The 11,951-nt window shown below is 71.3% G+C and carries 10 protein-coding genes; 8 read left to right on the forward strand and 2 right to left on the reverse strand.

The features are described 5' to 3' along the window. Positions 1–54: 54 nt before the first annotated feature. On the reverse strand, positions 55–477 hold the full coding sequence (locus ACTVCO_RS03285; protein WP_443726945.1) for a hypothetical protein: 423 nt from the start codon (positions 475–477) through the stop codon (positions 55–57). Further along, positions 474–1,874 (reverse strand): PspC domain-containing protein, encoded by a 1,401-nt coding sequence (locus tag ACTVCO_RS03290; protein ID WP_443726946.1) that lies wholly within the window; start codon positions 1,872–1,874, stop codon positions 474–476. Before ACTVCO_RS03290 ends, ACTVCO_RS03285 begins: the two co-directional genes overlap by 4 nt. 136 nt (positions 1,875–2,010) lie before the next feature. Here ACTVCO_RS03290 and ACTVCO_RS03295 point away from each other — a divergent pair, with 136 nt between their 5' ends. The 8 genes from ACTVCO_RS03295 to sucD all read left to right on the forward strand — a co-directional run bounded on the left by ACTVCO_RS03295 (position 2,011) and on the right by sucD (position 11,850). Beyond that, the gene (locus ACTVCO_RS03295) at positions 2,011–3,351 is read left to right on the forward strand and encodes an ATP-binding protein (protein ID WP_443726947.1); all 1,341 of its coding nucleotides are present in this window, start codon (positions 2,011–2,013) and stop codon (positions 3,349–3,351) included. Between the two features lie 90 nt (positions 3,352–3,441). Then, a complete protein-coding gene (locus ACTVCO_RS03300) occupies positions 3,442–4,113 on the forward strand; it encodes a LuxR C-terminal-related transcriptional regulator (protein ID WP_443726948.1) in 672 nt (223 codons plus the stop codon). 77 nt (positions 4,114–4,190) lie between these two features. Then, positions 4,191–4,547: a hypothetical protein gene (locus ACTVCO_RS03305; RefSeq protein ID WP_443726949.1), complete on the forward strand. Its 357-nt coding sequence runs from the start codon at positions 4,191–4,193 to the stop codon at positions 4,545–4,547. An 85-nt stretch (positions 4,548–4,632) separates the two neighbouring features. Next, a complete protein-coding gene (locus tag ACTVCO_RS03310) occupies positions 4,633–5,118 on the forward strand; it encodes a DUF456 domain-containing protein (RefSeq protein ID WP_443726950.1) in 486 nt (161 codons plus the stop codon). 61 nt (positions 5,119–5,179) lie between these two features. After that, entirely contained in the window at positions 5,180–7,699 is a 2,520-nt protein-coding gene (gene pcrA, locus ACTVCO_RS03315) for a DNA helicase PcrA (protein ID WP_443726951.1), read from the forward strand. 17 nt (positions 7,700–7,716) lie between these two features. Further along, positions 7,717–9,612: an acyltransferase family protein gene (locus ACTVCO_RS03320; RefSeq protein ID WP_443726952.1), complete on the forward strand. Its 1,896-nt coding sequence runs from the start codon at positions 7,717–7,719 to the stop codon at positions 9,610–9,612. 134 nt (positions 9,613–9,746) lie between these two features. Further along, positions 9,747–10,925 (forward strand): ADP-forming succinate--CoA ligase subunit beta, encoded by a 1,179-nt coding sequence (gene sucC, locus ACTVCO_RS03325; protein WP_443726953.1) that lies wholly within the window; start codon positions 9,747–9,749, stop codon positions 10,923–10,925. A gap of 34 nt (positions 10,926–10,959) precedes the next feature. Further along, positions 10,960–11,850, forward strand: coding sequence for a succinate--CoA ligase subunit alpha (gene sucD, locus ACTVCO_RS03330; RefSeq protein ID WP_443726954.1), 891 nt, complete (start codon positions 10,960–10,962; stop codon positions 11,848–11,850). Positions 11,851–11,951: the final 101 nt, after the last annotated feature.

Below are 11,951 nucleotides of genomic sequence, written 5' to 3' on the forward strand. Positions count from 1 at the left end.
CGGGGGTGGGGCTCATGTCGTCATGTCTGCGCGAGGTGGGTGCGGCGCGGCGGATCAGGGTGTCGTCGTGCGGCGGTTCTTGCGCATGGACGAGGTGAGCGCTCCGACGAGGAGGGCGACGCCCGCGCCCGCGAGGGCGACGATCGCGACGAGCCCGAGGTCGAGGCTCAACCCGGCTGCGGCGGCGGCGAGGACCACGCCTGCGACGACGAGGATCGCGCCCCACACGATCGTGCTGGTGCGCACGCTCGTCGAGATCTCCCGTGGCGCGCGTGCTGCGGGAGGAGCCCACGCGTACTCAGTCGTCCAGGGCGCCGTCACGGGTTCGCTCACGGGCTTGCTCACGGGCTCGCTCACGGGATCGACCGGGGGCGTGCTCTCCGCCGTAGACGGGGTCTGCGCCGTGGGCGTGCTCTCCGTCGTGGGCAGCGTCTCGTCCGGGGTCGCGGGCAGGGGCTGGGTCGGGTCGGTGGTCATCGGGACTCCTCGTTGAGAGCGACGGAGCCGAGCCCCGCGCGCAGGTCGATTCGAAGCGTGGGCGTGGCGCCGTCGCGCACGGCGTTCGACTCGACCGTGCGTCGGATCCCGACCCCGTCGAGCTTGGTCAGGGTGCCGTCGGCAAGGCGGCCCTCGACGTCGCCCGCGCCGAGGCGGACGTCGGCGACCCAGGCTGCCCCCTCGGGCAGGATGACGGTCGAGTCGCCCATCGCGAACGAGACCGGCACGACGAGGGTCTCGGACGTGAGCGGAAGCTCGGTGAGGTCGATGGTCCAGCTGCCTGCGCCGAAGACGAAGCCGTGCTTGGCTGTCCCCGGGTCCGTCGGGGCGCTCGTGCGGTCGCCGAGGACGAGCCGTTCGGCTGACCTCACGTCGAGCGAGGTGCCGGAGCCGTTCCACAGGGCTGCCGGGGCGCCGATGAGGAGCGCGATGATCGCGAGGGTTCCGAGCGAGCCGGCGGAGCGGCCGCGGATGCCCGCGAGGACGGTTGCGAGGCCTGCGAGGACGACGAGGACCGCGAGCGAGGTGAGCAGGAGAGGGCCGTCGAACCGGTCGAGTCGCTCGGCGATGAGGAGGCCCGCGACGGTGAGGGCGGTGAGGCCGACGACGAGGCTGACGGAGACTGCTCCGGCGCCCAGGACGACGGGTCCCTTCGGGGCCTTCCAGCCGGGAACGGGAGGCGCAGGCGGAGGAGCGGCTGCGAACCCGGCCGCGAACCCGGCCGCGGATCCGGTCGCGGATCCGGTCGCGGACGACGCCGCGGACCCAGCTGCGGACGACGCCGTGGACCCGGTCGCGGACGACGCCGCGGGTGCCGGGGCGGGAGGCGTCGAGCTCGTCCATGCAGGCGCGTCGGGAGCCTGCTGCCGCGTCGCGTGGGGCGCACCCTGGTGGGGGCGCGGCGTGCTCTCACGGTTGCGGGTGCTCGCGACCCACAGGATGACGCCGACGATCGCGAGGACCCAGAAGGCGCCGGTGAGGCCGTCGCCCCACGGCCCGAGGAAGCGCCACGGACCACTCCAGGAGAAGCCGCTCGCGAGCATGAGGAACGCTCCGACGATCGCGATGTCGAAGTCGCCTCGCACCAGCTGCTGGGCGTGGATGCGGCCGTCCGACTCCTCGGGCAGGAACGCCCAGCCGAGGCCGTAGGCGATGAGGCCGACGCCGCCGAGGAGGAGCGAGGCGACGAACGCAGCTCGGACGATGACCGGGTCGACACCGAAGCGTCGTCCGATGCCGTGCGCGACCCCGCCGATCCAGCGGTCCTGCGCGCGGTAGAGGCCCCAGCCGCGGATCGTGTCGAAAAAGCGGTCTGTCCCGGACGGGTGGGCTGGCGGGGTGGTCCCCGGTCCCGTGGGGTGTGCTGACGTGTCCATGCCTCAACTCTCGCTGTCCGGGGTGGCTGACGGCTATCGGGTGTCACCCTGAGGGGACCCTGATTCCTTGAGCAGGCAACCCTGGTCCTTGGCGTGGGGTCTGCCCCGACGTGGCTGCGTCGGCGAAGATGGGGACGTGCTCCCCTTCCTGCCCGACGTGCCGCCCGAGAGGCTGCCGCTGCTGCGCCCGGACGCCGGGCGCCTTGTCGGCGGTGTGGCGGCGGGCCTCGCTGCGCACCTTGATCTGCAGGTGCGGCACGTGCGGCTCGCCTTCATCGGCCTGTCGTTCGTCGCCGGGGTGGGTATCGCGATCTATGTGTTCTGCTGGCTCGTCGTCCCGTCGGGCGATCCTGCGGCCGCTGCCGGCGAGGCGCTCCCGGCCGCGCGGGCACGGCTGAGCCGTGGCCCGACGCAGGCGTTGCGCAGGCTTCCGGTGCGCGACGTGCTCATCGGAGCTCTGCTCGTCATGGGTGCCGTCATTCTCATCGCGCAGCGGTCGGGGCATCGCCTGAGCGTCGAGTGGGTGCTCCCGGTCGTCGTCATCGCGGTGGGGGCGCTGCTTGCGTGGAGCCAGCTCGACGAGGTCGACCGTGGCCGGCTGCTTGCGCGGTCCGGTGGCCGCACGCCCGTCGGGCTGTTGCGTATCGCGGGGGGTGCGCTTCTCGTCGTCGTCGGGGTGGTGCTGCTCCTGGGGCCCGAGCTTTCTCCGAGCGAGCTGGGGACGTCGCTCGTGGCGGCGGTCGTCATGCTGGCCGGCTTTGCGCTCGTCGCGGCGCCGTGGTGGCTTCGGCTCACGCGGCAGCTGGGCGCCGAGCGGGTCGCGCGAGCCCGGGAGGGGGAGCGCGCGGACATCGCGGCGCACCTGCACGACTCGGTCCTGCAGACGCTCGCGCTCATCCGGCACGGAGCCGACGATCCTGAGAAGGTGGCCCGCCTCGCCCGGGCGCAGGAGCGTGAGCTGCGCGAGTGGCTGTATGCGGACCGGCCGCAGGAGGGGTCGAGCGTCGCGGCGGAGCTCAGGGGCCTCGTCGGGCAGATCGAGGACGGGCACTTCCGCGGCGGGCAGGATGCGCCCGCGCGGACGGTCGAGACGGTCGTCGTGGGCGACTGTGTCCCGACGTCGACGACGACGGCGCTGCTCCAGGCGACGCGCGAGGCGCTCGTCAACGCTGTGACGCACGGTGCGCCCCCCGTGTCGTTGTTCCTCGAGGTGCGTGACGATCGCGTCGAGGTGTTCGTGCGGGACCGTGGGGCGGGCTTCGATCTTGACGCGGTGCCGACGGATCGCTTCGGGGTGCGTGAGTCGATCCTCGGCAGGGTGCGGCGGCGCGGGGGGACGGCTGAGATCGTCGTGCGTGACGGTGCGGGGACAGAGGTGCGGCTCTCGGTGCCGCGCGACGCGCCCGACGGTGTGGCGTCGGCTCCCACGCCGCCGTCGGCGTCCGGGGCCGTGGACGAGAGCGCCGACGCGTCCTGACGCCTGCCGCGGCTTCTGTGGCGGGCGAGCGCAGTAGGGCACGATGGTCACTGGAGGCGCCCGGGTGGGTGCCCGGGAGGAATCCGAGAGATGACCGTGCCTGTGACCGCCGCTCCCGTGAGCGTCGTCCTCGTCGACGACCACAACATGTTCCGCGCTGGTGTGCGCGCGAGCCTCGACGCGCGGGTCCTGGTCGTCGGGGAGGCCGCTGACGTCGACGGCGCGGTCGAGATCGTCCTGCGGCTGCGCCCGGCTGTCGTGCTGCTCGACGTCCACCTGCCTGGCGGGGCGGGGGGAGGCGGTGCCGAGGTGCTGCGACGGTGCGCCGAGGTGCGCGACGGGACGCGGTTCCTCGCGCTCAGCGTCTCGGATGCAGCGGCGGACGTCGTCGAGGTCATCCGCGCGGGAGCGCGGGGGTACGTGACGAAGGCGATCGAGGGGACGGACCTGTGCGAGGCCGTCGTGCGCGTCGCGGAGGGTGACGCGGTGTTCTCGCCGCGTCTCGCGGGCTTCGTGCTCGATGCGTTCGGGACCGCGGCCGCGGACACGGCGGTCCACGACGACGAGCTCGACCGGCTCTCGGCGCGGGAGCAGGAGGTCATGCGTCTCATCGCGCGCGGCTACGCGTACAAGGAGGTCGCCTCGGAGCTGTTCATCTCTGTCAAGACTGTCGAGACTCATGTGTCGTCGGTCCTGCGCAAGCTGCAGCTGTCGTCGCGTCATGAGCTCACCCGCTGGGCGGCGGCTCGGCGACTGCTGTGAGTGAACTCACCGGATTTTAACGACAGACTGTCGGCATGGGGTCGCGGGGCCGGGGGTCGGGTCCCTACGATGACCGTATGGACCTCGTCTACAAGATCGTTCTCATCCTTCACCTTCTCAGCTGGGCCATGATCCTCGGCGGGATCGTCGTCTCGCTCAAGGAGCCGCGCCTCGCCAAGGGCACGGTGCACGCCGCGCTCACCGCCCTCGTCACGGGACTCGCTCTCGTCACCATCAAGGAGATGGGTGACGGCGGGGTCGATCACATGAAGATCGGCATCAAGCTGCTCGTGACGATCGCGGTCGTCGTCCTCACGCTCATGGGTGAGAAGAAGCCCGAGCGCGTGACGAAGGGCTACCTCGGTGCTCTGCTCGCTCTCGTCGTGCTCAACGTCGCGATCGCGATCGGCTGGGGCGGCCCGCACGGCGCCTGACGCACCGCGAAGAGCATCCTCTCGACGGCCCCGGCCGCGCCTCACGGCGCGCCGGGGCCGTCGTGCGTTCCGTAGGGTGTGAGCCATGGAACCGTGGGGAGAACTGCTCGTTGGCCTCGTCATCATGCTGGGGCTCTTCGGTGTGCTCGTCCAGGTGCTCCCCGGCGGGTTCGTCGTCCTCGGCGCAATCCTCGTGTGGGCGATCTTCACGGGAGGAGCGGCCGCGTGGATCATCCTCACGGTCGCCGCGCTCGCAACCGTCGCCGCGGCGATCGGCAAGTACCTGGTCGCGGGCCGCTACATGCTGCGCAACGAGGTGAGGTCATCGACGCTGTGGTGGGGCGTCGTCGGCGGCATCATCGGGTTCTTTGTCATTCCCGTCGTCGGGATGCTCGCAGGATTCCCGCTCGGGATCTACGTCGCCGAGGCCTCGCGCCGCGGCTGGGACACGGGTGCCGCGTGGCGCGCGACCGTCGTCGCGCTCAAGGCGACAGGGCTCTCGATCCTCGTCGAGCTCGCGGGGGCGGTCGCGGCGACCGTGGCATGGATCCTCGGCGTCCTGCTCACCTAGGCCCAGCCCCCGCCCGGCCGCGCGGGGGATTGTCGGTGGTCCGCCGTAGGCTGGTGCCGCTATGAGCTCACTCTTCGATTCCCTCGCCCTGCCCGGCTTCGACGAATCCGCGCGCCTGCCGTCGGTTGCGCCGCGCGCGTGGACGGAACCCGAGGACGACGGCGCGCTCGCGGGCCCCGACCCGACCGACCTGCTCGTGGGGCTCAACCCCGAGCAGCGCTCCGCGGTCGAGCACGCCGGAACGCCGCTGCTCATCGTCGCCGGAGCAGGCTCGGGCAAGACCCGCGTCCTCGCGCACCGCATCGCGTACCTGCTCGCGACCGGGCGGGCCTACCCGTCGCAGATCCTCGCGATCACCTTCACGAACAAGGCCGCCGCTGAGATGCGCGAGCGCGTCGAGGCGCTCGTCGGACCGGACGCCAGGCGCATGTGGGTCTCGACCTTCCACTCGGCGTGCGTGCGCATCCTGCGTCGTGAGCACGAGCACGCGGGGCTGCGCTCGAGCTTCTCGATCTACGACTCGGCGGACTCGCAGCGGCTCATGACGCTCGTGTGCCGCGAGCTCGACCTCGACCCCAAGAAGTTCCCGCCGCGCCAGCTGCTCAACAGGGTCTCCGACCTCAAGAACGAGCTCGTTGACCCCGACGACTTCGCGGCGCGCTCGGGTCGCGAAGGCGACTCGACGCCCGGCGGCGAGTTCGACTCGGTGCTCTCCCAGGCCTACTCGCGCTACCAGGCACGTCTCCAGGCCGCGCACGCGCTCGACTTCGACGACATCATCATGACGACTGTCCACCTGCTCCAGGCGTTCCCCGCTGTGGCCGAGCACTACCGGCGCCGGTTCCGCCACATCCTCGTCGACGAGTACCAAGACACCAACCACGCCCAGTACGTGCTGGTCAGGGAGCTTACGGGGACGGGGCCGACCGAAGAGAGCCCGCACGCGCTGCCCGCGGGCGAGCTCACGGTCGTCGGCGACTCGGACCAGTCGATCTACGCGTTCCGTGGCGCAACGATCCGCAACATCCTCGAGTTCGAGAAGGACTACCCGCAGGCGCGCACGATCCTGCTCGAGCAGAACTACCGCTCGACCCAGACGATCCTCTCGGCGGCCAACGCCGTCATCGCACGCAACGCCGAGCGCCGCCCAAAGAAGCTCTGGACGGACGCGGGCGACGGCGCACAGATCGTCGGGTGGACGGCCGACAACGAGCACGACGAGGCACGGTTCGTCGCGGAAGAGATCGACCGCCTCCACGACACCGACGACGTCCGCCCCGGTGACGTCGCGATCTTCTACCGGACGAACGCGCAGTCGCGCGCCCTCGAAGAGGTGCTCATCCGTGTCGGCATCCCGTACAAGGTCGTGGGCGGCACGCGCTTCTACGAGCGCAAAGAGATCAAAGACGCGGTCGCCTACCTGCGCGCGATCGCGAACCCCGACGACGACGTCAACTTCCGACGCATCCTCAACGTCCCCAAGCGCGGGCTCGGGGACCGCGCAGAAGCGGTCGTGGCTGACCTCGCCGCGCGGGAACGCATCTCGTTCGGCGCGGCCCTCGCACGGGCGGGTGAGATCCCGGGCCTCACGAGCCGCACGACCAAGCCGCTCGCGGCGTTCGCCGAGCTCCTCGCTGAGCTGAGCGCGCTCGCAGACTCGGGGGCGAAGCCCGCCGACGTCCTCGCGGCGGTCCTCGACCGGACTGGCTACCTCGCCGAGCTCCGCGGCAGCGAGGACCCTCAGGACGCGACGCGGGTCGAGAACCTCGCCGAGCTCCATGCTGTCGCGACAGAGTTCAGTCAGCTCGACCCCGAGGGCGATCTCAGCGACTTCCTCGAGCGCGTCTCGCTCGTCGCCGACTCGGACCAGATCCCGTCGGCGGACGACGCCGCGGGCGACCGGGACGGCGCACCCGTCGTCGAGCAGGGCATGGTCACGCTCATGACCTTGCACACGGCCAAGGGCTTGGAGTTCCCGGTCGTGTTCCTCACGGGGCTCGAGGACGGGACGTTCCCGCACCTGCGCTCGCTGCACGACGACGCCGAGCTCGCCGAGGAGCGGCGCATCGCGTACGTCGGTATCACTCGGGCCCGCGAGCGGCTCTACCTCACCCGCTCGGCCGTTCGCTCGGCGTGGGGGCAGGCGCAGGAGTTCCCTCCGAGCCGCTTCCTCGACGAGATTCCCGAGTCGCTCCTCGACTGGCGACGCAAGGAGTCGTCGATGTCGGCGCTGCGCGGCGGCTCGCTCTACGGCGGCTCGTCCTACGGCGGTCGCCGCGACCCGGACGGCTTCCGTGGTGGGTGGGGCGACGGCGGAGGGCCGGGCGGCTCGGGTTCGCGCTCGAGCGTCGTCACGTCACGCCGCGCGGACCCGCCCTCGCCGTCGTTCGGGTCGGGCACGAAGAACGACGGGCCCGCGCCGGACCTCGCCGTGGGGGACCGTGTCACGCACGACTCGTACGGCATGGGCAAGGTCGTCACTGTCGAGGGCAGCGGACGCAACGCGGTCGCGAAGATCGACTTCGGCGGCGACGGGATCAAGCGTCTGCTGCTCCGCTACGCGCCTGTGACCAAGCTCTGAGAGTCGGCCCGGCACCCGTGCGCCCCTCACCGGTGTCCCCGTCGGGGACGGACGCGCAACGCCTCGCTGGCTTCGACGGCTTGCGCGCGATCGCCGTCACGGCCGTCCTCGTCTATCACCTGTGGCCCGGCACCCTGCCGGGCGGATTCCTCGGCGTCGACGTGTTCTTCGTCGTCTCCGGCTTCCTCATCACGACCTTGCTGCTGCGCGAGGTCGCCCGCACGGGTCGCGTCGACCTGCCGCGGTTCTGGCTGCGTCGTGCGCGGCGTCTGCTGCCCGCGCTCGGCCTCGTCGTCTCGACGAGCATCGTCGCCGCAGCGCTCGTCGATCGCGACCTCCTCGTCGGCGTGCGTCGCCAGGTGCTCGGCGCCGCCACCTTCTCGACCAACTGGCTCGAGATCGCAAGCGGGTCCAGCTACTTCGACCGCACGGCGCCCATCCTGCTCCAACCGCTGTGGTCGCTCGCGATCGAGGAGCAGTTCTACGTGCTGTGGCCGCTCGTGCTCGTCGCGCTCCTCGCCTTCGTCCCAACCTGGCGTGGCCGCGCGGTCACCATGGGTGCCCTCGCGATCGTCTCCGCCCTCGCCATGGCGGTCCTCGTCGATCTCGACGACCCGACGCGCGTCTACTACGGAACCGACACCCACCTCACGGGTGTGGTCCTGGGTGTTGCGGCGGCCTTCGTGTGGCGCGCCGCGGACGGTCGCGCGCTCGTTCCCGCGTGGGCGCCGCCCACGGGCCTCGCCGTCGTCGTCGGGGGTATGGCGCTCCTGCACGACGATTCCGCGTGGACCTACCGCGGCGGGCTCGCCCTCGTCTCGGTCGCGGCGCTCGTCGCCGTGCTCGGCGCGACTCGCCCCGGGCCGTGGACCACCGCGCTCGACGCGGCGCCGTTGCGCATCGTCGGCGAGCGTTCCTACGGTCTCTACCTGTGGCACTGGCCAGTCCTGCTCATCGTCACGGCCGCGTGCGGAGCAACCCCCGGGACCCCGGTCTGGCAGGTGGCTGCGGTCATCACGCTCGTCGTCACGGTCGTGCTCGCTGAGCTCTCCTACCGGTACGTCGAGAGGCCCGTGCGCGAGCGTGGGTTCACGGGAGCATGGGACGCCGCGCGCGAGAGGCTCATCGGTGCGGGCGTCCGGCGTGCGCGGCTCGCGGTCGCCGTGCCCGCGCTGTGGACGTTCGGGCTCGTGATCGTCTTGGCTACGGCACCCACGACGTCGTCGGCGCAGCGCATGGTGGCCGACGGCCTCGAGGCACAGGAGCGCGCGGCCGCCGCGCAGCCGCCCGTGGACGGTCCGGCTCCCGCGACCCCGTCGCGCACGCCCCCAGCGCCGGCGACGCCCACCTCGCCGGCGACGCCCGACGCATCGACGAAGGCTCCCGGGGTGGGTGCGGCCACGGGGCCGGTCGACGGCCGCGTCGTCTCGGCCTTCGGCGACTCCGTGCTCTCAGGCGTCGTGCCCGGGGTTCTTGAGCAGGCCCCCGGCATCTCGATCGACGCGAAGCCGATCCGGCGGTGGACGGACGCGACCGCGCTCGTGCAGGGGGCGCGTGCAGACGGGTCGCTGCGCGACGTCGTCGTCCTCGTCTTCGGGACCAACGCCGGACTGCACGACGAGGCCTCGAAGGACGCGCTGCGAGCGACCCTCGCGGCGGTCGGGCCTGAGCGGCCGGTCGTCCTCGTGACGATCGTCGGCGTGAGCCGTTGGGTCAAGGAGTCCAACGACGCCCTCCGCGCGATCGCGGCGGAGCGACCCGGGACCCACATCGCTGACTGGCACGCCGTCGTCGCCACGACGCCGGGACTGCTCGGCGCGGACCGGACGCACGCGAGCATCGCGGGCATGGCCGCGTTCGCCGAGCTGCTTGCGCGGACGCTCGGCACGGCTGGGGTCCCGGCCGCGCCCTGACACGCGGGCGACGTGGCCCGGTGTGAGGTGCCCCATACAGGACTGAGGTCCCGTGCGAGGCCGTTGCGGACTAGGCTGGGGTCGATGTCTCGACGTCGAGACATTCATGCCGGTCGATGGAAGGACGAATCAGGGTGGACCTGTTCGAATACCAGGCGCGCGACATCTTCGAGAAGCACGGCGTCCCCGTGCTGGGTGGCGTCGTCGCCACGACTCCTCAAGAGGCCCGCAATGGCGCCGCAGAGCTGCTCGGACGCGGTGGGTCGCCCGTCGTCGTCGTCAAGGCCCAGGTGAAGACCGGTGGTCGTGGCAAGGCAGGCGGCGTCAAACTCGCCCGCTCCGCCGACGAGGCCTTCGAGCGTGCCGAGGAGATCCTCGGCCTCGACATCAAGGGTCATGTCGTCAAGACCGTCATGATCGCCGAGGGCGCCGCGATCGCCCAGGAGTTCTACTTCTCGCTTCTGCTCGACCGTGCCAACCGCTCCTACCTCGCCATGTGCTCGGTCGAAGGCGGCATGGAGATCGAGCAGCTTGCCGTCGAGCGTCCCGAGGCGCTCGCCAAGGTCGTCGTCGACCCGCGCGTCGGGATCGACGCCGCCAAGGCCGCCGAGATCGTCGCGGCCGCGAACTTCGACGCCGAGATCGGCGCGAAGGTCGCCCCCGTGCTCGTCAAGCTGTGGGGCGTCTACCAGGGTGAGGACGCGACGCTCGTCGAGGTCAACCCGCTCGTCCTCACCGAGGCCGGCGACATCGTTGCGCTCGACGGCAAGGTGACGCTCGACGAGAACGCAGACTTCCGCCACGCCGACCACGCCCTCCTCGAGGACGCGGACGCAGCCGACCCGCTCGAGGCCAAGGCCAAGGACGCAGGCCTCAACTACGTCAAGCTCGACGGCTCCGTCGGCATCATCGGCAACGGCGCAGGCCTCGTCATGAGCACGCTCGACGTCGTCGCCTACGCAGGTGAGAAGCACGGCGGCGTCAAGCCCGCCAACTTCCTCGACATCGGCGGCGGCGCGTCAGCCGAGGTCATGGCCGCCGGCCTCGACGTCATCCTCGGCGACGAGCAGGTCAAGAGCGTCTTCGTCAACGTCTTCGGCGGGATCACCGCGTGCGACGCCGTCGCCAACGGCATCGTCAAGGCTCTCGAGATCCTCGGCGACGCGGCCACCAAGCCGCTCGTCGTGCGCCTCGACGGCAACAACGTCATCGAGGGCCGCCGCATCCTCAGCGAGGCTGCGCACCCGCTCATCACGCTTGCCGACACGATGGACGGCGCGGCCGACAAGGCCGCCGAGCTGGCCAACGCCTGACCTGCCTCACCGATCACAGGAGAATCCACGAATCATGGCGATCTTCATCACTGAGGCGTCCAAGGTCATCGTCCAGGGCATGACCGGCTCCGAGGGCCAGAAGCACACGACGCGCATGCTCGCGTCGGGCACCAACGTCGTCGGCGGCGTCAACCCGCGCAAGGCGGGCACGACCGTCGAGTTCCCCGTCGCTGACGGCACGGTCGAGGTCCCCGTCTACGGGACCGTCGCCGAGGCCATGGCGGCCACGGGTGCCGACGTCTCCGTCATCTTCGTCCCGCCGGCGCACACCAAGGGCGCCGTCACCGAGGCGATCGACGCCGGCATGCCGCTGTCCGTCATCATCACCGAGGGCGTCCCGGTCGCTGACACGGCTGAGTTCTTCGCCCACGCACAGGCCAAGGGCGTCCGCCTCATCGGCCCCAACTGCCCCGGCCTCATCAGCCCCGGACAGTCCAACGTCGGCATCATCCCCGCCGACATCACGGGCCCCGGCACGATCGGCCTCGTCTCAAAGTCGGGCACGCTCACGTACCAGATGATGTACGAGCTGCGTGACTTCGGCTTCTCGACCGCGATCGGGATCGGCGGCGACCCGATCATCGGCACGACGCACATCGACGCCCTCGAGGCCTTCGAGAACGACCCCGAGACCACCGCGATCGTCATGATCGGTGAGATCGGTGGCGACGCGGAAGAGCGGGCTGCGGCCTACATCCAGGAGCACGTGACCAAGCCGGTCGTCGGTTACGTTGCGGGCTTCACCGCGCCCGAGGGCAAGACGATGGGCCACGCAGGGGCCATCGTGTCGGGGTCGTCGGGCACCGCGCAGGCGAAGAAGGAGGCCCTCGAGGCGGCCGGCGTGCGCGTCGGCAAGACGCCGTCCGAGACCGCCGCGATCATGCGCGAGATCCTCTCCGCCTGACGCCTCGCACGGACGACGCCCGCCCGGTCCTCGCGACCGCGCGGGCGTCGTCGTCTGCCGTGTGGCGTGAGCCGTTGCTCGCAGCCGGGAGCGTGTCGCCT

This window comes from Sanguibacter sp. A247, from assembly GCF_052324925.1.
Classification (GTDB): Bacteria; Actinomycetota; Actinomycetes; order Actinomycetales; family Cellulomonadaceae; genus Flavimobilis.